This is a genomic window from Pararhodobacter sp. CCB-MM2 (assembly GCF_001691415.1).
GTDB lineage: Bacteria > Pseudomonadota > Alphaproteobacteria > Rhodobacterales > Rhodobacteraceae > Pararhodobacter.
The window spans coordinates 22128-43773 of sequence record NZ_LRRR01000026.1; the positions used below are offsets into that span (position 1 = coordinate 22128).

The window sequence follows — 21646 nt, forward strand, 5'->3', positions numbered from 1 at the left end:
GCGACAAGGGGTGACGTGACGCCATAACGAAAGGGGCGCCGCGATTGCGGCGCCCCTTCCCTGTCTCAGCACGCGGGATGGATCACTCGCCGGGCACCGGGGCCATCTTCGGGGCCTCGTGGTGGTGGTGGTCCTTCACCGGGCGCATGAAGAGGTTGGCGAAGAAGGCCACGACCAGCAGCGCCGCCATGCAATACATGGTGGTGTTGTACAGCGAAGGCGTCGGGTCGATCGTGCCGGCGGGCGCGATCTCCATCAGCCGGGCGATGGTCACCGTGCGTGCCGCGACCAGCTGGTCGAGCTGCGCCAGCGGGGCGCCGAAACGCTCGGCGAAGGCGGCCGGATCGACACGGGTCGATAGGTCGGCAATGGCGCTGTTCACCGACATCTCACGCAGCGAGGTGATGGCAAGCGGGCCCAGCACACCGGCGACCGACCAGGCGGTCAGCAGGCGGCCGTGGATGCCGCCGACATGCATCGTGCCGAACATGTCGGCCAGATAGGCCGGGATCGTCGCGAAGCCGCCGCCATACATCGAGAAGATGATCATCGTCGCGGCGTAGAAGCCCAGCAGGTAGACCATCGACGGGTTCGTCGCCACGGCCGAGGCGAAATAGGGCACCGACAGGTACAGCAGCGTGCCCAGCACGAAGAAGCACATGTAGGTGGCCTTGCGCCCGATGTAGTCCGAGGTCGAGGCCCAGAAGAAACGGCCGACCATGTTGAAGACCGAGATCATCAGCACGTAGGTCGAGGCGAAGGCGGCGGTGACCACCAGTGGCATGACCGATCCGAAGATCTCGGACATCATGGTCTTGGCGACCCCGATCACGCCGATACCGGCGGTCACGTTGAAGCACAGCATGATCCACAGCTGCCAGAACTGCGGGGTCTTCAGCGCCTGATCGATATGCACGTTGTTTTGCGACACCATGCCCGAGGCGACGGGCTTCGGCTGCCAGCCCTCGGGCTTCCAGTTGGCCGCGGGGACGCGGTACTGGAAGGCCGCGATCATCATCACGACGAAATAGACCACCCCGAGGACGAGGAAGGTCTGTGCCGCGCCGGTGTTGCCGGTGCCGACGGCATAGAGCCCGGCCTCACCGCCAAAGCCGGCGGCCTGCGTCGCGTTGGCGAGCACGACCTCGACCCGACCCGCCGCGGTTTCGGCGAACATCCGGCCGTTCTCCACGACCGTCGCCACGGCGTCCTGTGCGCCCAGATAGTCGGGGGCCTTCTGGAACAGGCCCAGCAGCCAGCCCTTGACCGGGGCCGCGATCATCGCGCCGCCACCAAAGCCCATGATGGCCATGCCGGTCGCCATGCCGCGACGGTCGGGGAACCAGCGGATCAACGTCGAGACGGGCGAGACATAGCCCAGACCCAGGCCACAGCCGCCCAGCACGCCGTAGCCGAGGTAGATCATCCACAGCTGGTGGCTGGAGATCCCGAACGAGCCGATGATGAAGCCGCCGCCCCACAGGATCGCGGCGACGACGCCGACCATGCGCGGGCCGACCTCTTCCAGCCATTTGCCGGCGAAAGCCGCGGCAAGGCCGAGGAAGACGATGGCGACCGAGAAGATCCACACGACCGAGCTGAGCGACCAGTCATCGGCGGCCGAGGCCACGACGCCCAGCTCGCGCGTCAGCGGCGGGTTGAAGACCGACCAGGCGTAGACCGAGCCGATGCAAAGGTGGATGGCGATCGATGCCGGCGGAACCCGCCAGCGGTTGTAACCGGGTTCGGCGGTAATGTGGCTCTTGTGCAAGAACCCCAGCGCGCCGCCAGATGCGTTGCTCATAGCTTTCCCTCCCTGAAATCCCGAGGGCGCAGCCTCCCGCCGCGGCTCCTCTGGGCGGCATGCGACGGCATGCCACGGAGGAAATGGGACCATCTACCCTTGCATTGTCAAGAAATTAATCTAACTATATCAATATGTTAGACGACAATCTGTCTGAGCGCCACCACCCCAACATCCCAAATTGAGACATTTTGTCCGCAGCCGGCCCTGCGCAGGACGGAAGATTGGGTCATTCTGTCCGATACGAACTTTTTGCGGGGTCAGCGCCGTTCAGGTGCCCGGTGCGGGCGGCAGCGCGATCTCGAAGGTGCTGCCCTCTCCCTCGACGGATTGCACGGTGATCCGCCCGCCCGCTTGCGTCACCAACTGCTGGCTGATCGACAGCCCCAGCCCGGTGCCCTGCGCCTGCTTCGTGGTGAAGAAGGGATCAAAGACCCGCGGCAGGATCTCGGGCGGGATACCGCTGCCGGTGTCGCGCACGCCGATCACCACCATCCCGTCGCGCTGCGCCGTCGAGAGGGTCAGCCGCCCGCCCTGCCCCATCGCCTGCACCGCGTTCAGGATCAGGTTCACCACCACCTGTTGCAGCTCGGTCCGGGACATCCGCAGGGGCGGCGTGAAGGCCAGTTGCGTCTCGGCGGTGATGCCGGCGCTCTCGATCTGGTGGCGAGTCAGCACGAGGCAATCGGACACCAGCGCCGCCGGATCGATCAGCGCATGCGCGCCTGAGTAATCCTCTGGCCGGGCGAATTGCAGCAGCTTCTGCACGATGACGCCGATGCGGTAGACCTGATCGTCGATGAGGCGGAATTCCTCGTGCACCGGGTCGGCGGCCGGGCCCAGCCGATCGCGGGCGAGGTCCAGATTGCCCTGAATCACCGCCACCGGGTTGTTGATCTCATGCGCGACCGAGGCCGTGATTTCACCGACCGCTGCCAGCTTCTCGGACATGATCAGCCGCTCGGTCGTGCGCTCGATCCGTTGGTTGGCCTCGCGCAGATCGGCGGTGCGTTCGTCGACCTTCGCCTCCAGCCCCTCGGCCCAATCGCGCAGCTGGCGGTCGCGGGCCTGCACCTGATCCAGAAGCTCGTCGAGATGCGCCGCCACCTGCGCGATCTCGCCGCCCTCGCGGCCGGGGTTGTTGCGCGCGGTCAGATCGCCGGCCTCGACCTGCGCGATGGTCCGGGTCATGGCCTCGAGCGGGCGGAAGATGCGCCCGGCCCATCGCAGGAAGATCGGGATCGACAGCAGGGCGATCACCACGAAGGCCGCGATCAGCGCCAAGGCGGAGTTGCGCTTCGCCAGCGCGAAAGGTGCCTCGAGGAAACCGACATAGAGCATCCCGACCCGCGCGCCGTGGCTGTCGAGGATCGGCTCGTAGGCCGAGATGTACCAGTCATTCACAACAAAGGCGCGGTCGAGCCAGATCCGCCCTTCATCGAGCACCTGCGCCCGCACGGCGGCGGAGACCCGAGTGCCCAAGGCGCGGACATTCTCGAACAGGCGAACGTTGGTTGAGATGCGCACGTCCTCAAGGAACAGCGTCGCCGTGCCCTGACTGCCCTCGGGCAGGGATTGCTCGCGGTAGACCAGCCCGTTGATCGTGTCGATGAAGCCGAGGTTGCGGTTGAGAAGCACGCCCCCCACCAGCGCGCTGCGCCGCCCGTCCGGCAGGGTCACCGGGGCGGCGGAGTGGATGATCATGCCCCGTGTCTCGGTCGCCCGGTCCGTCGGCACGGCCGCACGGGTCGAGACCAGCGCCACCTCGGCCCGCGCGGCCAAGGCCGGGTCCAGCGCGGCCAGCAGCGGCCCCTCGACAATATCCACCGCCGAACGCCATTCGCCTTCCAGCGCCGAGGCGATCACCGGCCAGTCCTCCGCGCCAAACGCCCCGCTGTCCCCCGCCCCGTCAAGAATATAGAGGAAATCCAAACCCAGCCGCGCCCGTTGCTGGGCGAGGTAGTCATCGCTGCCCTGTCCCTGCAACGCCGCCTGCAGGGCGGTGGAATGCGCGACGGCATCGACGCGCTCGCCCGACAGCTCCACCAGCCCCGCAAGGTACTGGTCGGCGATGGTCAGATCTCCCGTCACCTTGCTGATCAGGATATCGTCGATCTTCGCCGCCCAACGCAGCATGGTGCCGCCCAGCATCAGGGGCAACAGCACCAGCATCGGCAGCAGCGCGATAACCAGAAGCCTGACGCGCACGGAATCCATCCAGGGCTTGAGCCGGTTCACCCGTCACAGCCCCCATTGAGCGCATTTGCGGTCGATGGTCTTGCGCGACACGCCAAGCTGGCGCGCGGCCTCGCTGCGGTTGCCGCCGACCAGCTCCAGCGCGCGCAGGATCTCGCGGCGCTCGGTCTCTTCCAGCGGGGCGATCCCGGCCTCAGGCGGCGGGGCCAGCGTCTCCAGCGGGAAGCGGCCGAAGATCAGCGAGCGTTCGATGAAATTCCGCAGCTCACGGATGTTGCCCGGCCAGTCGTGCCGCAACAGCGCCGCGCGGACGGGTTGGGTGATCTCCAGCGCCGGCAGCTGAAGGGCGGCGGCGATTTCGGTCAGGAACAGCTCGGCCAGATCGATGATGTCGCCGCCCCGCGCGCCCAAGGGCGGCATCGGGATCTCGACCACCGTGACGCGGAAGAACAGGTCCTCGCGGAAGCGCCCGGCCTCGACCTCGGCCTGCAGCGGGCGGCTTGAGGACAGCACGAAGCGCAGGTCCAGCTGCATCGCGCGTTCGGTGCCGACGGGGCGGATCACCCCATCCTCCAGCACGCGCAGCAGGGCGTTCTGGGCGGCCGGGCTCAGCTCTGCGACCTCATCAAGGAACACCGTCCCGCCATTGGCCGAGGCCAGCAACCCCTCGCGCCCCGCCTGCGCGCCGGGGTAAGCGCCGGCGGCATGGCCGAACAGCTCGACCTCGATCCGGTCCTCGGGGATGGAGCCGCATTGGATCGGCACGAACGGAGCCTCGGCGCGGGGCGAGCGGGCATGCAGATGGCGCGCGGCGACCTCCTTGCCGCTGCCCGAGGCGCCGGTGATCAGCACCGGGGTCGACACCCGCGCGACCCGGTCCAGCATCCCGCGCACCACTTCGATCGCCGTATCCCCGCCGACCAGCTCGTGCCGGCGGCGACGACCCAGGCCCACCGTCTCCAGCTCACGCCGCAACAGCCGGTTCTCCCGCCGCAGCCGCGCCATCTCCAGACAGCGGCGCAAGGCGGTCAGGATCTGGTTGGAGCGGAAAGGCTTGAGCACGAAGTCCGAAACCCCTGCGCGCAAAGCCTCGATCGCAGTCTCAAGGTCGGCATAGGCCGTGATCAGGATCGTATCGGTAAACCCGCCCTGCGCGCGCTGCGCGGCCAGCCAGTCGAGCCCCTTCTGCCCCGGCATGATATTGTCCAACACCATCACGTCATACTGCCGATGCTTCAGCAGCGCACCGGCGGCCTCGGCATTCGGCGCCTCGTCGACATGGCGGCAGAGCGGCTGCAGGGTGCGGGTCAGGAAGTGGCGCATGCCCGGCTCGTCATCGACGATGAGGATGCTGGCGCCTTTCAGGATGTCGACCTTGCCGTCGGCGGGCAGACTTGCGCCGTCAACAGCTTCAGCCCTCGCGGCCTGTGCCCCGTTCCCGATCATGGCGTCTCCTCCCCTGCGCCGGGCGAGACTAGCCTGCACGGCGCGGGTCGGCAAACGGCATTCCGAGGGAGGGGAAACGGAAAACCCCGCCCGGTGAGCAGCGGGGTTTCAAGCGTTCAGCGGATTTTCAGCGTCGCGAGGCCGATAAGCGCCAAGACGAGGCTGATGATCCAGAAGCGGATGACGATCTGCGGCTCGGCCCAGCCCCGCTTTTCGAAATGGTGGTGGATCGGCGCCATCAGGAAGACCCGGCGCCCCGTGCGCTTGAAATAGGCGACCTGAATGATGACCGACATCGCCTCGACGACGAACAGACCGCCGACGATCGCCAGCACGATCTCATGCTTGATGCAGACGGCAATCGCCCCCAAGGCGCCGCCCAAGGCCAGCGATCCGGTGTCGCCCATGAACACGGCGGCGGGGGGCGCGTTGTACCACAGGAAGCCAAGGCCCCCGCCGGCCAGCGCGGCGGTGAAGATCAACAGCTCGCCGGTGCCGGGGACGTAGTGGACATCCAGATACGAGGTGAAGTCTACGCGGCCGACGGCATAGGCAATGACCCCCAGCGTGGTCGCTGCGATCATCACCGGCATGATGGCCAACCCATCAAGCCCGTCCGTCAGGTTCACCGCATTGGCCGAGCCCACGATCACCAGCATCGAGAACGGCACGTAGAACAGGCCCAGATCCAGAAGGACGGTCTTGAACACCGGCATCGCCAACTGGCCCGACAGCTCCTCCGGGTGCGCCCAGGCGGCGAGAACGCCGGCGATCAGCGCGATCAGCAGGCCCAGACCCATGCGGATCTTGCCCGAGACGCCCTTGGTATTCGCCTTGGTCACCTTGGCATAATCATCCGCGAACCCGATCAGGCCGAAGCCCCAGGTCACGCCCATGACGATCCAGACATAGGGATTGTCGAGCCGCGCCCACAGCAGGGTCGACACCGACAGCGCCGACAGGATCAGCAGCCCGCCCATCGTCGGCGTGCCCTTCTTCGTCAGCAGATGCGATTGCGGCCCGTCCTCGCGGATCGGCTGGCCCTTGCCCTGACGCTTGCGCAGGAAATTGATCAAGGGCTTGCCGAAGACGAAGCCGAAAATGAGAGCCGTGAAAAACGCCGCGCCAGCGCGGACGGTGATGTAACGGAACAGGTTGAAGCCGATGAAGGCCTCGGAAAACTCGGCAAGCCAGTAGAGCATGGGTCAGTCCCTCGTCGGCTCCTCTTGGGTCGGGTGATCGAGGTCGCGCAGGCGGTCGACCACGCGGGACACATAGCTGCCTTTCGAGCCCTTCACCAGCACCACATCCCCGGGTTGCACCAGCTGATGCACCTGTGCACCAAGGTCGTCGGCTTCCAGCACCTGAAGGCCCCGGCGATGGGTCGGCAGCGCGTCATGCAGCGCCTGCATCCGACGACCGACGCAATGCACCTGCGCCACCTCGGCCAGCGCGGGCTGATCGGCGACGGCGCGGTGCAGCGCGTCTTCCTCAGGGCCCAGTTCCAGCATGTCGCCAAGGATGGCGATGCGCCGCCCGCCCGGTCCCGGCTGGATCGAGGCCAGCACATCAAGCGACGCCGCCAGCGAGGCCGGGTTCGCGTTGAAGGCGTCGTCAATCAGGGTGAAGGCCTCGTCGTCGACCGGATCGAGGCGGATCACCTCTTGCTGGCCGCGCCCCGCGGGCGGGCGCCAATCGGCGATGTCGAGACAGGCAATGTCCCAATCGGCGCCGGCGGCCTCGGCCGCGGCCAAGGCGGCGACGGCGTTCATCGCCATGTGCCGACCGGGGGCCGCGGTCTTGAACAGGAAGGGCGTGGGTGTCGTGTCCTCATGCGCCGTGGTCACGCCGCGCACGACGCAGCCTTCGGCCGTCAGAGCGATGTCTTCGACATGCAAGGCCACACCTTCGGCCATGCCGAACCCCAGCGCACGGCCTGCCTTCTCGGCGGCGTCGCGCAGGATCGGCGACACGGGCAGATCCGCATTATAGATCGCAGTCCCAAAGGGTTGCAGCGCTGAATAGATCGCCGCTTTCTCACGCGCGATGCCCTCGATCGAATCGAAGGCCTCCAGATGCGCGGCGGCGACGATGGTGACCAGCGCCACATGCGGGCGGGCCAGCGCAACCAGCGGCGCAATCTCGCCGGGGTGGTTCATGCCGATCTCGATCACCGCGAATTCGGTCTCCGGCCGCATCCGGGCTAGGGTCAGCGGCACGCCCCAATGGTTGTTGTAGCTGGCCTCGGCGGCATGGGTCGCGCCCTGCTTGGACAGGATGTGGCGCAGCATCTCTTTGGTCGAGGTCTTGCCGACCGAGCCCGTCACCGCGATCACCTGCGCATTCGCGCGAGCGCGGGCGGCGACCGCGAGGGCTTCGAGGCCCTTCAGCACGTCGTCCACCAGCAGACAGGGGCCGGTCACGCCCTCGGGCACATGGGTGACGAGGGCCGCGGCGGCGCCCTTCTCGAAAGCCTGGGCGACGAAATCATGCCCGTCGCGCGCGGCCTTCAGGGCAATGAACAGATCGCCCTTCTGGATCGTCCGCGTGTCGATCGACAGGCCGAAGACCTCGAAAGGCGCGGTCGCTGTGCCGCCGGTCGCGGCCTCGGCCGCCAGATGGGTCCAAAGGGGCATGTCAGAGCTTCCCGTCGAGCGCGGCCACCGCCACGCTGGCCTGTTCAAGATCGTCGAAAGGATAGACCACGTCGCCAACCTTCTGGCCGGTCTCGTGCCCCTTCCCGGCGATGAGCAGGGCGTCGCCCGGCTCCAGCGCATCGACCGCGCGCAGGATCGCTTCGGCACGGTCGCCGATCTCGGTCGCTTCCGGCGCGGCTTTCAGTATTTCTGCACGGATCGTGGCTGGATCCTCACTACGCGGGTTGTCGTCTGTCACAAAAACAACATCCGCATTCTCAGCCGCCGCCTTGCCCATGAGCGGGCGCTTGGTCTTATCGCGGTCGCCCCCGGCGCCCAGCACGACGATGAGCCGCCCCATCACATGCGGGCGCAGCGCCTTCAGCGCCGTCTCCACCGCTGCCGGGGTATGGGCGTAATCGACGAACACCGGCGCGCCATTGTCGCGCGTCGCCGCCAACTGCATCCGGCCACGCACGCCCTCCAGCTTGGCCATCGCCGCGATCACTTCCGAGGCCTCGCCACCCGTCGCCACGACCAGCCCCAGCGACACCAGCGCATTCGCCGCCTGGAACCCGCCGACCAGCCCCAGCTCCACCTGATGCGGGCGGCCCTTCAGCTCGAACCGGAGGGTCTGACCATGGGCGTGATAGCGCTGCGCCAGAAGCCGCAGGTCGCAATCCGGGGCCGAACCCACGCGCAGCACCGGCTGCGAGACTTCCTCGGCCAGACGCGCACCATAGGGATCATCGGTGTTGATGACCGCCACGCCCTCGTCCGGCAGCAGCCGTGAGAAGAGCCCGGCCTTGGCCTGATAATACCCCTCCATATCCGCATGATAATCGAGGTGATCCTGCGTCAGGTTGGTGAACCCCGCCGCCATCAGCCGCACACCCTCCAGCCGGCGCTGGTCCAGCCCGTGCGAGCTGGCCTCCATCGCGGCATGGGTGATCCCGGCCGTCGCGGCATCGGCCAGAAGCTCTTGCAAGGTGACGGCGTCGGGCGTGGTATGGGCCAAAGGACGGCCCCACGAGCCCTCGACGCCGGTGGTGCCGACGTTGATCGACGGATGGCCCATCGACTGCCAGATCTGCCGGGTGAAGCTGGCGACCGAGGTCTTGCCGTTGGTGCCGGTCACCGCGACCATGGTCTTGGGCTGGGCGCCGAAGAACAGGGCGGCGGCCATGGCCAGCGCCTCGCGCGCGTCCTCGGCCACGACCAGCGCAACCTCGGGATGGCGTGCCAACGCGTCGGCGGCGATCTTGGCGCCCTCGCGGTCGGTCAGCAGCGCCGAGGCGCCCATCCGCAAGGCGGGATCCGCGAATTCGGCGCCGTGGAAACGGGTTCCGGGCAGCGCCGCGAACAAAGTGCCGGGCTTCACCGCCCGGCTGTCCAGCGTCACCGCGTCAATACTTGCCCGGGCATTGCCCGACTTGGCCGTCAATCCCAGTTCGGCCAGCGTCTTTCCGGTCATCCTCAGCCCCTTGCAGCACTTGAGACGTGCCTAGCGCAGGCCAAGCTCCGCATCAACGTCTGCTGCGTCCTGCGGGCGAAGCCCCAGCATCGGTGCCACGCGGCGCACCATCTGCGCAACCACCGGAACCACTGTCCAACCCGCCGTGCGCCGGTTCTCGCCGGCGGCGAAGATCGTGGGCTCGTCCATCGTCACGACGAAGACGTAGCGCGGGTCGTTCATCGGGAAAGCGCCGGCAAAGGTGGCGACGGTACGGTCCTCGTAATAGCCGCCCTGCGGGTTGGGCTTGTCGGCCGTGCCGGTCTTGCCGCCGACGAAATAGCCCTCGACCTCCCCGAACGAAGCCGTCCCCTCGGTCACGACCGAGCGCAGCATCCGGCGCAATTGCAGCGAGGTCTGCTCCGAGATCACCCGGCGACCCACCGGCGCATCGGGACGGCGCAGCAAGGTCGGCTGCACCATGGTGCCCCCGTTCACCATCGCCGCATAGGCCGCGGCCAGATGCAGCGGCGTGATCGACAGGCCGTGGCCGTAGCTGATGGTCATCATCGAGATTTCCGACCAACGCTCATCATATTGCGGGCGAACGCGGGTGGATTCCGGCAGCTCGATCGGCAGATAGTCCAGCAGGCCGAGGCTTTGCAGGAAGCTTCGTTGCTGCGGCGCGCCGATCATCTGCGCCAGACGCGCCGTGCCGACGTTCGAGCTTTCGATCAGCACATCGGTCACCGACATCCGCGACGGCATGCTGTGCATGTCCGAGATCCGGAAGCGGCCGAAGCGGATCGGACCCTGCGTGTCCATCATCGTATCGGGCGTGACCAGCCCCAGCTCAAGGGCCTGCGCCACGGCGAAAACCTTCATCACCGAGCCGAGTTCGTAAAGGCCCTGCACCGCGCGGTTGAACAGCGGCGAATCCGCCGGATCGCCGGTCAGCGCCGGGGCCGGGCGGTTGTTGGGATCAAAGGTCGGGGCCGAGGCCATCGCCACCAGCTCGCCGGTATGGGCATCCATCAGGATCACCGAGCCGCCGTTGGCATTATACATCTGCAGACCGTCGGCCAGCACTTCCTCGACCACCGCCTGCACCGGCAGATCAAGCGCGAGGGACAGCGGCACATCGGCCAGATCGGCATCCGACAGGCGTTCGTTCAGCGTGTATTCCAGACCGGCGACGCCCTGGATCTCGGCCGCGGTCACGCCCTGCTCGCCATAGCTGGTGCCGCCCATCAGATGCGCGGCCAGCTCGCCGTTCGGATAGAGGCGCATGTCGCGCGGGCCCAGCAGCAGGCCGGGCTCCCCGATGTCATGCGTCGCCTGCGCCTGTTCCGGCGAAACGCGCGAGCGGATCCAGGTGAAGCGACGACGCGGATCGGTCAGGCGTTGGGAAAGGCTCTCTTCCTCCAGATCGGGGAAGATCTGCACCAGCTCATGCGCGGCGCGGGCGCCGTCGATCATGTAGCGCATCTCGGCATAGAGCGAATGGGTGACGAGGTTCGTCGCCAGAATCCGGCCGTTGCGGTCCAGCACATCGGCCCGCGCGCCCGAGATCCCCTCGCCCGCGTAGGGCTCCGATTCCACCACCGGCGAGGCCGCCAGCATCCCCATCTTCGCGCCGATCGCCGCATAGCCGGCGAAGAAGGCTACGGCGAGGAACAGAAGCCGCCATTCCGCCCGGCGCCGACCGGCATCGCGCGCCTGTTCCCGGCGCAGGCGCAGGTTCTCACGCTCGATGCTTTGCGGGTTCACGCCCTGTTCGCGGGCGTCGAGGATACGGGCAAGCGGACGAAGCGGGGTACGGATCATGGGTCAGCCCTCTTGCCCGGCGCCGTCAGTGGCGGGGGCGATCATCGGGTAGGGAATTTCCTCGACCCGGCCGAAGCGCGAGCCCTCCAGCGGCAGCAATTCCAGCCGCGCGTAGTTCATCTGCACCAGCGCGCGCAGGCGCTGCGGGCGATTCAGATAGGCCCATTCCGCGCGCTGTACGTCGATGGATTCGTGCAAGGAGCGGATCTCGGCGCGCAGACGGCGCACATCGCGTTGCGCGGTCTGGGTCTGCTGGTTCTGGTCATAGGCCCAGATCGCAAGGCCAATCACCCCGAAGGCCGTGAGAAGATAGAACAACGCCCGCATCAACGCTCTCCTTTCAACGCGAGTCGCGGCAGGCCCAGCCCGCTGCGATCCACCGGTCCGGCCGGTGCCGCCGTCCGGCGCGCCACCCTGAGCAGCGCCGAGCGCGAGCGCGGGTTGGCGGCGCATTCCGCCTCATCGGCGCTGACGGCCTTGCGGGTCAGCGTCTCGAACCGCGGCTCATCCTGCTGGGTCACCGGCGCATGACGACTGCCCTGCCCCATCCGGCCCGAGCGCAGCTGCAAGAAGCGTTTGACGATCCGGTCTTCGAGCGAGTGGAAACTGACAACCGCCAGCAAGCCGCCCGGCTTCAGCGCGCGCTCGGCGGCTTCCAGACCATCGGCGAGCTGGTGGAACTCGGCATTCACCGCGATGCGCAAGGCTTGAAACGACCGGGTCGCCGGATGGCTCTGCCCCGGCTTCGGACGCGGCAGCTGCGAGGAGATGATCTTCTCCAATTGCAGCGTGGTTTCAATCGGTTGCTCGTCACGCGCCTTGACGATGGCCCGCGCTATCCGGCGCGAGGCGCGCTCTTCGCCGTAATGGTAGAGGATGTCGGCCAGCGCGCCCTCATCCTCGGTGTTGACGATGTCGGCCGCGCTGGGGCCTGACTGGCTCATGCGCATGTCCAGCGGGCCGTCCTTCATGAAGGAGAAGCCGCGCTCCGGCAGATCGAGCTGCATCGACGAGACGCCGAGATCCAGCACCACGCCGTCCAGCGCCTCGCCGGCCAGCGTATCGAGGTCCGAGAACGTGCCGCCCACCACGCGCAGCCGGTCGCCATAGGGCTTGCCCCACACGGCCGCCATGTCCAGCGCCAGCGGGTCACGGTCGATGCCGATCACCGTGTCGGCTCCGGCCTCGAGCAAGCCACGGGTATAGCCGCCGGCCCCAAGCGTGCCATCGAGCCAGACGCCCGACACCGGCGCAATGCGCTCGAGGATCGGGCCGAGAAGAACGGGGATATGCGGGGCGTCGGAAGGTTCAGCAGGCATGGGACCTCCCGTCATTCAATGTCTTCAAGTTCGGGCAGCAGGGTCTCGGGGTCGAATTCCTCGCCCTGTTCCTCGATCCAGCTGTCGATATCGTCTTCCTGCTCGCTGAAGACATCCGGGTTGTAGATCAGGAACTTGTCCGATGCGGCGGTGAAGAAGGCCTGCTTGCCCAGCTCCAACTTCTCGCGCAGTTTCTGCGGCAGCTGGATGCGGCCATCCTCGAAGACCTGAACCTCGCAGGACTGACCGTGATAGATGCGTTCCAGCGCCTTGCGCTCGGGCGAGCCAAGTTTCAGCGACTTGATTCGTTTCTCGATTCCCTCGATTCCCTCAAGGGTGTAACACTTCAGGTGATCCTGGGTCCGCCCGCCATAGACGATCACCATGTTCGCACGTTCACCGCTTTGCCATGTCGGGTCACCGGCTTCGATCACACGCCGAAAAGAGGCCGGTATGGATACCCGCCCCTTTGCGTCGATCGTCTGTGTCTCGCTTCCGCGAAAGCCACGCGCCACGGTGATGCGCCTCATGTCACGGCCCGGTGAAGGGCCCATAAATCCGGGGCCAGAAATGAGTAACGCCGACCCGGGTGCTGCCATACCCGGGCCGGCGCCCTCGTCCCATTCCTGGGGTCGTCCAGATGCGTAACCGTCTTACTGGGGGGGGGTCGAAGACGTCTGCTCGCTACGCTCTAGATTCTTGTCATTGGTGGTTGCCTGTAGTCTGCCTTTACGGAGCGTTTGGTTTGTTGTTCCGCTTCCGTGAAACTAGGAATGCCATGGCAGCACCCGGCATTCAATGGCATTTTCCGGCACCGACTGTCCTTTTTGTGGAACAATCGAGGCAGCCCCACCCCTAGATCCCGAGTCGGACGGCCGAAAATGCCTAGATGTTGACGCAAACGGGGCATGCCGCACCAAATGATGCGCGCAGAGATGCAACAATCACCGCAAGAGAATCGGAGCCGAAAATCCGCCCTGTGGCCCATGCGACACAGGCAAATGATAACAGGCCTGTGAATAACTTTCTATGTTCGCGATTCGTCTCACCGATCCCAATGGCAGGTTCTGGCGCATCCGATCAGCTTCGCCCCGGAACCCCCTGAATCGACGCGATTCACCCCGATTCTCGCCCTCGAATCGGAGCAGCCTCTCCGAGTCGCATCCCGCTCACAGAGTCGAGAGGAGTCTGTGAGACTGATCCGCGAAAGATCGGTGCCGGGAATTCCCAATCCAGAAGCAGAACGCTTCGATCCGGTGCCGGAAATTCCCAAGATACGGCGCGCTGTCGGCACCTCATGGCACCGCGTCCCGGGAATTCCCGGCACCGAGGGTCATTCACCCCCACCTGAAGGGCCCCTCACCCACCGCGGGCCATGAAATCCCAAAGCCAATCCTCGAAGGGGCTGCGATCCTCCAGTGTTGGGGCCCGAACGCCCGTCACGGCGTGGCACAATCCGGCACCGCATGAAAAACCCCGGCGGGCGCAGGGCCGGCCGGGGATCGAAAGCTTGGAAATGGCGCCGGGGTCAGGCCAGCTGGCCAATGAGCCCCTTGGCCATCCGGCGGTAGGCCTCGGCATTGGGGCTGTCCGTTGCGGCGACCGGCAGACCGCCGTCGCCGGCCAAGCGCACCTCGACCGCCAGCGGCAGCGAGCCAAGGAACGGCAGGTTCAGCTTCTCGGCCTCGCGCGCGACACCGCCATCCCCGAAGATATGCTCCTCATGCCCACAGTTGGGGCAGATGAAGGTCGACATATTCTCGATCAGGCCCAGCACCGGCGTCTTCAACACCTCGAAGGCGTTCAGCGCGCGGCGCGCATCCAGAAGGGCCACGTCCTGCGGGGTCGACACCACGATCGCGCCGGTCACCGGGAATTTCTGGCACAGCGTCATCTGCACATCCCCCGTCCCCGGCGGCATGTCGATCACCAACGCATCCAGATCGCCCCAGGCCACCTGCGTCATCAACTGCTGCAGAGCACCCATCAACATCGGGCCGCGCCAGATCAGCGCCTGATCCTCGGGCAGCATCATCCCGATGGAGATCACCCGCACGCCATGCGCGACCGGCGGGATGATCGTCTTGCCGTCGGGCGAGGCCGGCTTCTTCGTCACGCCCATCATGCGCGGCTGGCTGGGGCCATAGATGTCGGCATCGACCAGCCCGACCTTCCAGCCCTCTCGCGCCAGCGCCACGGCGAGGTTGGCCGAGACCGTCGACTTCCCCACACCGCCCTTGCCCGAGCCCACGGCGATGATGCGCTTCACCCCCGGCACTTCCGAGGGACCGGCCGTCGGGTGTCGGCCGATCTTCAGCGAGGGGGCCTCGCCCTGCGGCGCAGCATGCGAATGGGAATGCGGCGCCTGCTTCGGTGCGGGACCATGGGCGGTCATCGCCACCGACACCTTGTCGACCCCGGCCATCGCCGCCACGGCCCGCTCGGCCTCGGCCCGCACGGGTTCCAAAGCGCGGGCGGCATCGGGGTTCTCGGCCTCGATGACGAAGCGGACGACGCCGCCGTCGACCACCAGCGCCCGCACAAGATCGGCGCTGACCAGCGTGCCGCCCTGCGGCAAGGCGATGCGCCCGAGAGTGGCGAGGATGTCATCGCGCGTGGGGCTGGCGGGCATGGAAGTCTCCTGTTCGAGGGTCGTCTGTCGTTGGCCCTAACCTGTCCAGGAATCGGCGCAAGACAACCCCCAAGAATCATCCCTGCGCAAAAGCTTTCGCACACGCGCGCGCACGCGCGAAAAGATTTGTCCGCTGCTACAGGGAATCGGCCGTGCGCGAGAAAGCTGACAGGGATGCAAGGTTGGGCTGGAAAAGTCGCGACCTTGGTCGTAGGAAAAGGCGCCAATCCCCGGTTTCCCCTACGTCGCCATGCCGTTTCTGCATAGCAGCAATGCCGAGGAAAGGGATTGTGCAGATGCAGCAATTACGCCATCTTTGCTTCAACGGCGGAAGAAATTCGTCGGGACCGCCCGACGGACTTAACGCCAACGAAACGAAAGGTAGCAATCATGGCATTCGCCTCTGCTCATCAGACCCGCAGCGCCGGCATCTTCGGCTCGATCGCCGACGGCATCGCCTCGCTCCGCACCGCCTGGACCCGCTCGCGCGTCTACATGCGGACCTACAACGAACTCAGCGCGCTGAGCACCCGCGAACTGGCCGACCTCGGCATCTCGCGCTCGATGATCACGCGCCTCGCGTACGAAGCCGCCTACGGCCGCGACGCCTGACGAATTCCCGGACCTCAGGGTCCGGTCACCAAACGAGCCGGCCCCTCCTCCTCCCTGGGCCGATCGTGCAAGGAACCCCGCCGCTTCCTCCTCCCTGCGGCCAGGTTCCGACCAGTTGCTGAGGCCCCCCCTCCTCCCTGGGCCGAATGCACTCCGGCGCGGTTCCCCTCCTCCTCCCTGGGAACCGCGCCCCGAATTCAGGGGTTTATCACCCCGACAGAGACCGGATGCCTCTCTCCTCCCTCGGCATCCGTCAGCGGCGCGACCCTCTCCTCCTCCCTCGGGGGTCGCGCCGAAAACATCCGGGTCGCACCTCCTCCCGCGATCCCGGTTAGCGCGGTCGCCCCTCCTCCTCCCTGGGTGATCGCGCCAGAATTCCGGGGCACGATGCCCCAAGCAGATGCGGACGCCCTCTCCTCCTCCCTGGGCTGTCCGTTAGAGGCGCGGCGCTCCACTCCTCCTCCCTAGGAGCGCCGCGCCCTCCCCATCCGGCCCTCGGATCCTCCTCCCCCGATGGCCGTGACCCAAAGCGCGGTTGCCCCTCCTCCTCCCTGGGCAACCGCGCTTTTCATTTTCCGACAGTTGTTTTTCGTGGCCGGCACCGTCGCCCGATGCCGCTTTCAGCGATCTGGCGCGCCGTTATTGGCGGCAATGACGACACAGCCTTCGCGTCATCGCGCGAAGGCCGACATCATTTCTTCAATGACTATAATAAATCCGTCACAAACGGGCGATTGCCCATTCAGTGAGCAGAGTCAAAACGGCACGTCATCCATGCCGTCGGCGGGGACCACGAAGCGCGCGACGATATGCTTGTCGCCCACCCGGTCAAAGGTCACCGCCAGCTTGTCGCCATCGACAGCCATCACCGTGCCCGTGCCGAACTTCTGGTGGAAGACCCGCTCACCCGGTGCGAAATGCACATCCGCCGCCGGACCGCGCACTTCCGCTGGCACTGCCGGCGTGGTTTTCACCCGCGATTGCATGCGTCGCCAGCCGGGCGCGTTATAAACATCGGCCTTCGTCGCGCGGGTTTCCAAGGCGCTGGAGGACGATGACGGCCCCGCCGAATGCGCCGAGGCCGCGCCATAGGCGCCCCCGTGCAGGCCGGGCGCGGTCAGCACCTCGACATGGTCGCGCGGCAATTCGTCGATGAAGCGGCTGGGCAACTGGCTCTGCCACTGGCCGAAGACCCGGCGGTTCGCGGCGAAGGAGATGAGGCACAACTCCTCGGCCCGGGTGATGCCGACATAGGCGAGCCGGCGCTCTTCCTCGAGCCCCTTCAGCCCGCTTTCATCCATTGAGCGTTGCGAGGGAAACAGCCCGTCTTCCCAGCCCGGCAGGAAAACCACGGGGAATTCCAGACCCTTGGCCGCATGGAGGGTCATGATCGTGACCTTCTCCTGCGTCTCTTCGCTCTCGTTGTCCATGATCAGCGCGACATGTTCGAGGAAGCCCTGCAGGCTGTCGAACTCATCCAGCGCCTTGATCAATTCCTTGAGGTTTTCCAGCCGCCCTTCGGCCTCGGGCGTCTTCTCGTTCTGCCACATGGCGGTATAGCCGGATTCGTCGAGCATCATCTCGGCGAGGCGGACATGGTTGACGCCATTGCCCTCGGGCTCGTCGGGCTCGATCACCGCGTCTTCGCTGAGCGCCGCGACCGGGCTGCGCACCATGTCATGCCAGCGCGCCATGTTCTCGATGAATTCCCGCAGGTTGCCGGCCGCTTTCCCGCCCAAGAGCCCATCGCGCAGCACCAGAGCCGCGCCCATCAGAAGCGGCAAATCCGCCTCGCGCGAGACGCGCTGGATCGTCTGGCGCGCCTTGTCGCCAATGCCGCGCTTGGGGGTGTTGATGATGCGCTCGAAGGCCAGATCGTCGGTCGGCGACACGGCCAGCCGGAAATAAGCCATGGCATCGCGGATCTCGAGCCGTTCATAGAAGCGCGGGCCGCCGACGACGCGATAAGGCAGGCCGATGGTCAGGAAACGATCCTCGAAGGCGCGCATCTGGTGCGAGGCGCGCACGAGGATCGCCATGCCGTCGGGGCTGACCGGGGCCATGCCCCGCGTGCCCCGCTCCAGCGCCTCGATCTCCTCACCGACCCAGCGGGCCTCGTCCTCGCCGTCCCAATGGCCGATCAGGCGCAGCTTCTCGCCCTCCTCGACTTCGGTCCACAGCGTCTTGCCGAGCCGGTTCTCATTGCCCGCGATCACGCCCGAGGCCGCCGCGAGGATATGCGGGGTCGAGCGGTAATTCTGCTCAAGCCGGATCACCTTGGCGCCCGGGAAATCGCGCTCGAACCGCAGGATGTTGCCGACTTCGGCGCCGCGCCAGCCATAGATAGACTGGTCGTCATCGCCCACGCAGCAGATGTTCTGATGGCTCTGCGCCAGCAGCCGCAGCAGCAGGTATTGGGCGACGTTGGTATCCTGATACTCGTCGACCATGATGTAGCGCAGCCAGCGCTGGTATTGCGCCAGCACGTCGGGGTTCTTCTGCAGGATCGTCACGACATGCAGCAGCAGGTCGCCGAAATCGCAGGCGTTCAGCGTCCGCAGACGCTCCTGATAGGCCGCGTAAAGCTCCGTGCCTCGGTTGTTGAAATGCCCCGCATCCGAGCCCGGCACTTGCTCGGGCCGCCACGCGCGGTTCTTCCAATTGTCGATCAGCGCTGCCAGCTGCCGCGCCGGCCAGCGCTTCTCGTCCATGTTCCAGGCCTGGATCAGCTGTTTCATCAGCCGTAGCTGGTCGTCGGTATCGAGGATGGTGAAATTCGGCTTCAGCCCCACCAGCTCGGCATGCCGCCGCAGGAAGCGCACGCCGACCGAGTGGAAGGTGCCGAGCCAGGGCATCCCCTCGACCGCGTCGCCCAAAAGGGCACCGACGCGCATCTTCATCTCGCGCGCGGCCTTGTTGGTGAAGGTGACGGCGAGGATCTCGTTCGGGCGCGCCTTGCCCGAGGCAATGAGATGCGCGATGCGGGCGGTCAGGGCCTTGGTCTTGCCGGTGCCGGCGCCGGCCAGCATGAGGACCGGGCCGTCGAGCGTCTCGACAGCCTCGCGCTGCGCCGGGTTCAGGCCCTCGACGAACGAGGCCGACCGGCTGGCGGCGATGCCGCCCATGGCCATTTCCGAGAGGCTGCGTTCACTCATGCATCGTTCCCCACTTGTTCCCGTCATGCCCGTCTTGGGCCCGGGGTGCAAGCCCCGTCAGCGGTGACGGGCGAGGTAGGCGCGGGAAAATGCCACGTATCCGTCCGCGGTGACGCCCAAGTGATCGCGCATCAGGCGATGGAGCGCGGGCAGTTTGTCGAAGGGAACACTGGGGAAGGTGTGATGCTCGACATGGTAGGGCATGTTCCAGGCGAGGAAGCGCACGACAGCATTGGTGAAGGTCGTACGGGTGTTGAGGAACATGTCTGCGACCTGCGGGCAATCGCCATGCTCGGCCAGCAGGTAGAGGCGCAGGAAGGGTTGGCCCAGAAGGATGGGGACGATCCAGACCCAAAGCAGCAGGTCGGTCCACAGGAAGCTCAGGGCCGCCAGCGCATAGACCGCCAGCAGGATCCGCGCCTCGCGTTCGGCCCGCGGGCGGGCGCGGTCGGGCAGGTAGGCGGGACGCTCACGCCCTAAGGCCAGCCGGAGGATCAGCTGCCCCGAGGCCAGCCAGAGCGGCAGGCCCGAGACATGTTTGATCCAGTCGGCGCGGGTCTGGGGTTTGGGATAAGCAATCTCGGGGTCGCCCGGCGTGTTGGTGTGCCGGTGATGCGCGAGGTGGAAATAGCGAAACCATTGGAAGGGGTTGAGGATCAGCGCGCCACAGACGGAACCCACGCGGTCGCACAGGACATCCGAGGCGAAGGGCGTCTTATGCGTGCATTCATGTTCCAGCGTGAAGAGGAAGACGATCAGCACGCCCTGCACGGGCAGGAGCGCCCACCAGCCCGGCACTTTCATCGCGATCAAGGCGCCGATGAGCAAGATCAACCCGCCATGCCCGGCCAAATGCCAGAGCCCAGCACGGGCCGACCGCTGGGTCAGCGCGGCGCGGGTCTCGGCCGGAAGGGTGCGGAGGAAATCCGAATGGGTCAGGGGCGTCTCGGTCATTGTACAAAGCTGTACAACGCGCCCCTCGCCTGTCAAGCGGCCTGCTGCAGCGCGCTCGGGGCGAAGGGGCGGATTTCGACGGACTGACCGCGGAACAGGCAGAACGAGCCCTGCGGGATCTGCTCCCAATCGGCCTCGTCCGCTTCCAGGGGCTCGGAGACCACGGCCCGCCCGCCGCGCGTGTCGGACCAGCGGTGCCAGAGGCTCGGCGCCATGTCGTCCGAGGCATAGCGCACGGCATAAAGCGTCTCGCCATCGCTGAAACAGCAGGTGAGGCGCAGATGCGGCCCCTGCCCTTTCGCCTTACTCAGCGCGATGAGTCGCGCGGCGGCCCGTTCCCGCGCGCCCTGCGGATCGGCATCGAGCCCCTCGGCCAAAGCGATGAGGAACAGCGCCTCGCTGTCGGTTGCGCCCTTGCGATACGGGTACAGATCCTCGGGGATCATCATGTCGGCGTCGCGGCGGAAGCTGTCATAGCCGCCGATCTGGCCGTTATGCATGAAGCTCCAGCGACCGACCGCGAAAGGGTGGCAATTGTTGCGGCTGGTCGCGGTGCCGGTCGAGGCGCGGACATGCGCGAGGAACAGGCTTGATCGCACCTGCGCGGTGATCGAGCGCAGGTTGGGGTCCGACCAGGCCGGGTAGATGTCGCGGTAGAGGCCGGGCTCCGGACGCTCGCCATACCAGGCGATGCCGAAGCCGTCGGCATTGATCGCCGTCTTGCACTGGGTCGCGCAATGGCTCTGGTGGATCAGCGAATGGCCGGGCCGGCTGACGACATCCTCAAGGAAGATCGGCGTTCCGATATAGGCGGCCCAGCGGCACATTCAGCGGCTCCGGTTCTCGATGCGCGTATGCAGGCGACGGACGATCCTGCTCGCGGTAGTTTCGCAGGCAAAGGGTAACACGGCGTGAACGGCGGCCGCCAGACCCGCCAGCAGCAGCCAGCCCGAGAAACCGGCGGCAAAGCGCGCATGCTCGAGATAGCTTTCGTCGACGGAGGAAGGATGTTCGAGGAACAGGCGCTGGATCATTGTCGTATCTCCCGGTTTGTTGCGAACATTCTACCCGCCGGGCGGCGGGAAGGGGTCGCAAAGATCCGGGGAATGCGGCAGAATGACGGGATAATGTCCCGCGTTTATGGCATATCGTATGACACTTGATGAGATGGATCGCCGCATCCTCGCCCTTCTGCAACAGGATGCCGCCCTGCCGTTGGAAGAGATCGGCACCCGCGTGCACCTGTCGCGCAACGCCGTCTGGCGGCGCATCAAGCTGATGGAGGAGGCCGGCATCATCCGCGCCCGCGTGGCCCTTCTGGACCCCGAGGCGCTGGGGCTGGGCCTGACCGTCTTCCTGATGGTGCGGACCTCGGACCACCGGCCGGGCTGGCTGGAGAGCTTCGCCAAGGCCACGCGAGACCTGCCCGAGATCCTCGGCGCCTACCGGATGACCGGCGATCTCGACTACCTGATCAAGGCGCGCGTCGCGGATGTGAAGGCGTACGATGCGCTCTACCAGCGGCTCATCCGGCGCGTAGATCTGGCGGATGTCTCGGCGAGCTTCGTGATGGAGGATCTGAAGGACACGACCGCCCTACCCCTCTAAGAAA

General features: G+C 66.4%; 17 protein-coding genes. 2 read left to right on the forward strand and 15 right to left on the reverse strand.

What is annotated here, in order from left to right:
• Nucleotides 1–82 precede the first annotated feature (82 nt).
• From BCY78_RS18975 to BCY78_RS19025, 11 genes are all read right to left on the reverse strand, one after another.
• Complete coding sequence (locus BCY78_RS18975; RefSeq protein ID WP_068305000.1) at nucleotides 83–1804, reverse strand: OFA family MFS transporter; 1722 nt, start codon at nucleotides 1802–1804, stop codon at nucleotides 83–85.
• 270 nt (nucleotides 1805–2074) lie between these two features.
• Nucleotides 2075–4021: a HAMP domain-containing sensor histidine kinase gene (locus tag BCY78_RS18980; RefSeq protein ID WP_068305002.1), complete on the reverse strand. Its 1947-nt coding sequence runs from the start codon at nucleotides 4019–4021 to the stop codon at nucleotides 2075–2077.
• A gap of 24 nt (nucleotides 4022–4045) precedes the next feature.
• Nucleotides 4046–5446 carry a sigma-54 dependent transcriptional regulator gene (locus tag BCY78_RS18985; protein ID WP_083195153.1) on the reverse strand — a complete coding sequence of 467 codons (1401 nt, stop codon included), beginning with the start codon at nucleotides 5444–5446 and terminating at the stop codon, nucleotides 4046–4048.
• Between the two features lie 116 nt (nucleotides 5447–5562).
• Nucleotides 5563–6648 carry a phospho-N-acetylmuramoyl-pentapeptide-transferase gene (gene mraY / locus BCY78_RS18990; protein ID WP_068305004.1) on the reverse strand — a complete coding sequence of 362 codons (1086 nt, stop codon included), beginning with the start codon at nucleotides 6646–6648 and terminating at the stop codon, nucleotides 5563–5565.
• A gap of 3 nt (nucleotides 6649–6651) precedes the next feature.
• The gene (murF, locus tag BCY78_RS18995) at nucleotides 6652–8082 is read right to left on the reverse strand and encodes a UDP-N-acetylmuramoyl-tripeptide--D-alanyl-D-alanine ligase (protein WP_068305007.1); all 1431 of its coding nucleotides are present in this window, start codon (nucleotides 8080–8082) and stop codon (nucleotides 6652–6654) included.
• Nucleotide 8083: 1 nt separating this feature from the next.
• Nucleotides 8084–9556, reverse strand: coding sequence for a UDP-N-acetylmuramoyl-L-alanyl-D-glutamate--2,6-diaminopimelate ligase (locus BCY78_RS19000; RefSeq protein WP_068305008.1), 1473 nt, complete (start codon nucleotides 9554–9556; stop codon nucleotides 8084–8086).
• Nucleotides 9557–9586: 30 nt separating this feature from the next.
• Entirely contained in the window at nucleotides 9587–11362 is a 1776-nt protein-coding gene (locus tag BCY78_RS19005) for a penicillin-binding protein 2 (RefSeq protein WP_068305009.1), read from the reverse strand.
• 3 nt (nucleotides 11363–11365) lie between these two features.
• The gene (locus tag BCY78_RS19010) at nucleotides 11366–11689 is read right to left on the reverse strand and encodes a hypothetical protein (protein ID WP_068305010.1); all 324 of its coding nucleotides are present in this window, start codon (nucleotides 11687–11689) and stop codon (nucleotides 11366–11368) included.
• On the reverse strand, nucleotides 11689–12681 hold the full coding sequence (gene rsmH / locus BCY78_RS19015) for a 16S rRNA (cytosine(1402)-N(4))-methyltransferase RsmH (protein ID WP_068305012.1): 993 nt from the start codon (nucleotides 12679–12681) through the stop codon (nucleotides 11689–11691). The genes BCY78_RS19010 and rsmH overlap by 1 nt, the downstream gene beginning before the upstream one ends.
• A gap of 11 nt (nucleotides 12682–12692) precedes the next feature.
• Nucleotides 12693–13115: a division/cell wall cluster transcriptional repressor MraZ gene (locus BCY78_RS19020; protein WP_369808713.1), complete on the reverse strand. Its 423-nt coding sequence runs from the start codon at nucleotides 13113–13115 to the stop codon at nucleotides 12693–12695.
• A 1094-nt stretch (nucleotides 13116–14209) separates the two neighbouring features.
• Nucleotides 14210–15313 (reverse strand): Mrp/NBP35 family ATP-binding protein, encoded by a 1104-nt coding sequence (locus tag BCY78_RS19025; RefSeq protein WP_068305014.1) that lies wholly within the window; start codon nucleotides 15311–15313, stop codon nucleotides 14210–14212.
• A 390-nt stretch (nucleotides 15314–15703) separates the two neighbouring features.
• On the opposite strand from BCY78_RS19025, the gene BCY78_RS19030 reads away from it, so the two are divergent.
• Nucleotides 15704–15925 carry a DUF1127 domain-containing protein gene (locus tag BCY78_RS19030; RefSeq protein ID WP_068305016.1) on the forward strand — a complete coding sequence of 74 codons (222 nt, stop codon included), beginning with the start codon at nucleotides 15704–15706 and terminating at the stop codon, nucleotides 15923–15925.
• Between the two features lie 755 nt (nucleotides 15926–16680).
• Here the strand turns inward: BCY78_RS19030 and BCY78_RS19035 are convergent.
• From BCY78_RS19035 to BCY78_RS19050, 4 genes are read right to left on the reverse strand one after another with little or no spacing between them, the layout of a single operon-like run.
• Complete coding sequence (locus tag BCY78_RS19035; protein ID WP_068305017.1) at nucleotides 16681–19080, reverse strand: ATP-dependent helicase; 2400 nt, start codon at nucleotides 19078–19080, stop codon at nucleotides 16681–16683.
• 57 nt (nucleotides 19081–19137) lie between these two features.
• A complete protein-coding gene (locus tag BCY78_RS19040) occupies nucleotides 19138–20034 on the reverse strand; it encodes a fatty acid desaturase (protein WP_139103227.1) in 897 nt (298 codons plus the stop codon).
• A 32-nt stretch (nucleotides 20035–20066) separates the two neighbouring features.
• Nucleotides 20067–20861 carry a class II glutamine amidotransferase gene (locus tag BCY78_RS19045; RefSeq protein ID WP_068305019.1) on the reverse strand — a complete coding sequence of 265 codons (795 nt, stop codon included), beginning with the start codon at nucleotides 20859–20861 and terminating at the stop codon, nucleotides 20067–20069.
• A complete protein-coding gene (locus tag BCY78_RS19050; protein ID WP_068305021.1) occupies nucleotides 20862–21068 on the reverse strand; it encodes a DUF6356 family protein in 207 nt (68 codons plus the stop codon). It abuts the gene before it with no gap.
• 118 nt (nucleotides 21069–21186) lie between these two features.
• Here BCY78_RS19050 and BCY78_RS19055 point away from each other — a divergent pair, with 118 nt between their 5' ends.
• Nucleotides 21187–21642 (forward strand): Lrp/AsnC family transcriptional regulator, encoded by a 456-nt coding sequence (locus BCY78_RS19055; protein WP_083195154.1) that lies wholly within the window; start codon nucleotides 21187–21189, stop codon nucleotides 21640–21642.
• Nucleotides 21643–21646 lie beyond the last annotated feature (4 nt).

Excerpts from the sequence above, each read along its gene's own strand:
- mraY (WP_068305004.1), bottom strand. The coding sequence starts at position 6,648 with ATGCTCTACTGGCTTGCCGAGTTTTCCGAGGCCTTCATCGGCTTCAAC.
- BCY78_RS19045 (WP_068305019.1), bottom strand. The coding sequence starts at position 20,861 with ATGTGCCGCTGGGCCGCCTATATCGGAACGCCGATCTTCCTTGAGGAT.
- BCY78_RS19005 (WP_068305009.1), bottom strand. The coding sequence starts at position 11,362 with ATGATCCGTACCCCGCTTCGTCCGCTTGCCCGTATCCTCGACGCCCGC.
- BCY78_RS19025 (WP_068305014.1), bottom strand. The coding sequence starts at position 15,313 with ATGCCCGCCAGCCCCACGCGCGATGACATCCTCGCCACTCTCGGGCGC.
- BCY78_RS18980 (WP_068305002.1), bottom strand. The coding sequence starts at position 4,021 with ATGGATTCCGTGCGCGTCAGGCTTCTGGTTATCGCGCTGCTGCCGATG.
- BCY78_RS18985 (WP_083195153.1), bottom strand. The coding sequence starts at position 5,446 with ATGATCGGGAACGGGGCACAGGCCGCGAGGGCTGAAGCTGTTGACGGC.
- BCY78_RS19010 (WP_068305010.1), bottom strand. The coding sequence starts at position 11,689 with ATGCGGGCGTTGTTCTATCTTCTCACGGCCTTCGGGGTGATTGGCCTT.
- BCY78_RS19055 (WP_083195154.1), top strand. The coding sequence starts at position 21,187 with ATGACACTTGATGAGATGGATCGCCGCATCCTCGCCCTTCTGCAACAG.
- BCY78_RS19040 (WP_139103227.1), bottom strand. The coding sequence starts at position 20,034 with ATGACCGAGACGCCCCTGACCCATTCGGATTTCCTCCGCACCCTTCCG.
- murF (WP_068305007.1), bottom strand. The coding sequence starts at position 8,082 with ATGCCCCTTTGGACCCATCTGGCGGCCGAGGCCGCGACCGGCGGCACA.
- BCY78_RS19000 (WP_068305008.1), bottom strand. The coding sequence starts at position 9,556 with ATGACCGGAAAGACGCTGGCCGAACTGGGATTGACGGCCAAGTCGGGC.
- BCY78_RS18975 (WP_068305000.1), bottom strand. The coding sequence starts at position 1,804 with ATGAGCAACGCATCTGGCGGCGCGCTGGGGTTCTTGCACAAGAGCCAC.
- BCY78_RS19050 (WP_068305021.1), bottom strand. The coding sequence starts at position 21,068 with ATGATCCAGCGCCTGTTCCTCGAACATCCTTCCTCCGTCGACGAAAGC.
- rsmH (WP_068305012.1), bottom strand. The coding sequence starts at position 12,681 with ATGCCTGCTGAACCTTCCGACGCCCCGCATATCCCCGTTCTTCTCGGC.
- BCY78_RS19035 (WP_068305017.1), bottom strand. The coding sequence starts at position 19,080 with ATGAGTGAACGCAGCCTCTCGGAAATGGCCATGGGCGGCATCGCCGCC.
- BCY78_RS19030 (WP_068305016.1), top strand. The coding sequence starts at position 15,704 with ATGGCATTCGCCTCTGCTCATCAGACCCGCAGCGCCGGCATCTTCGGC.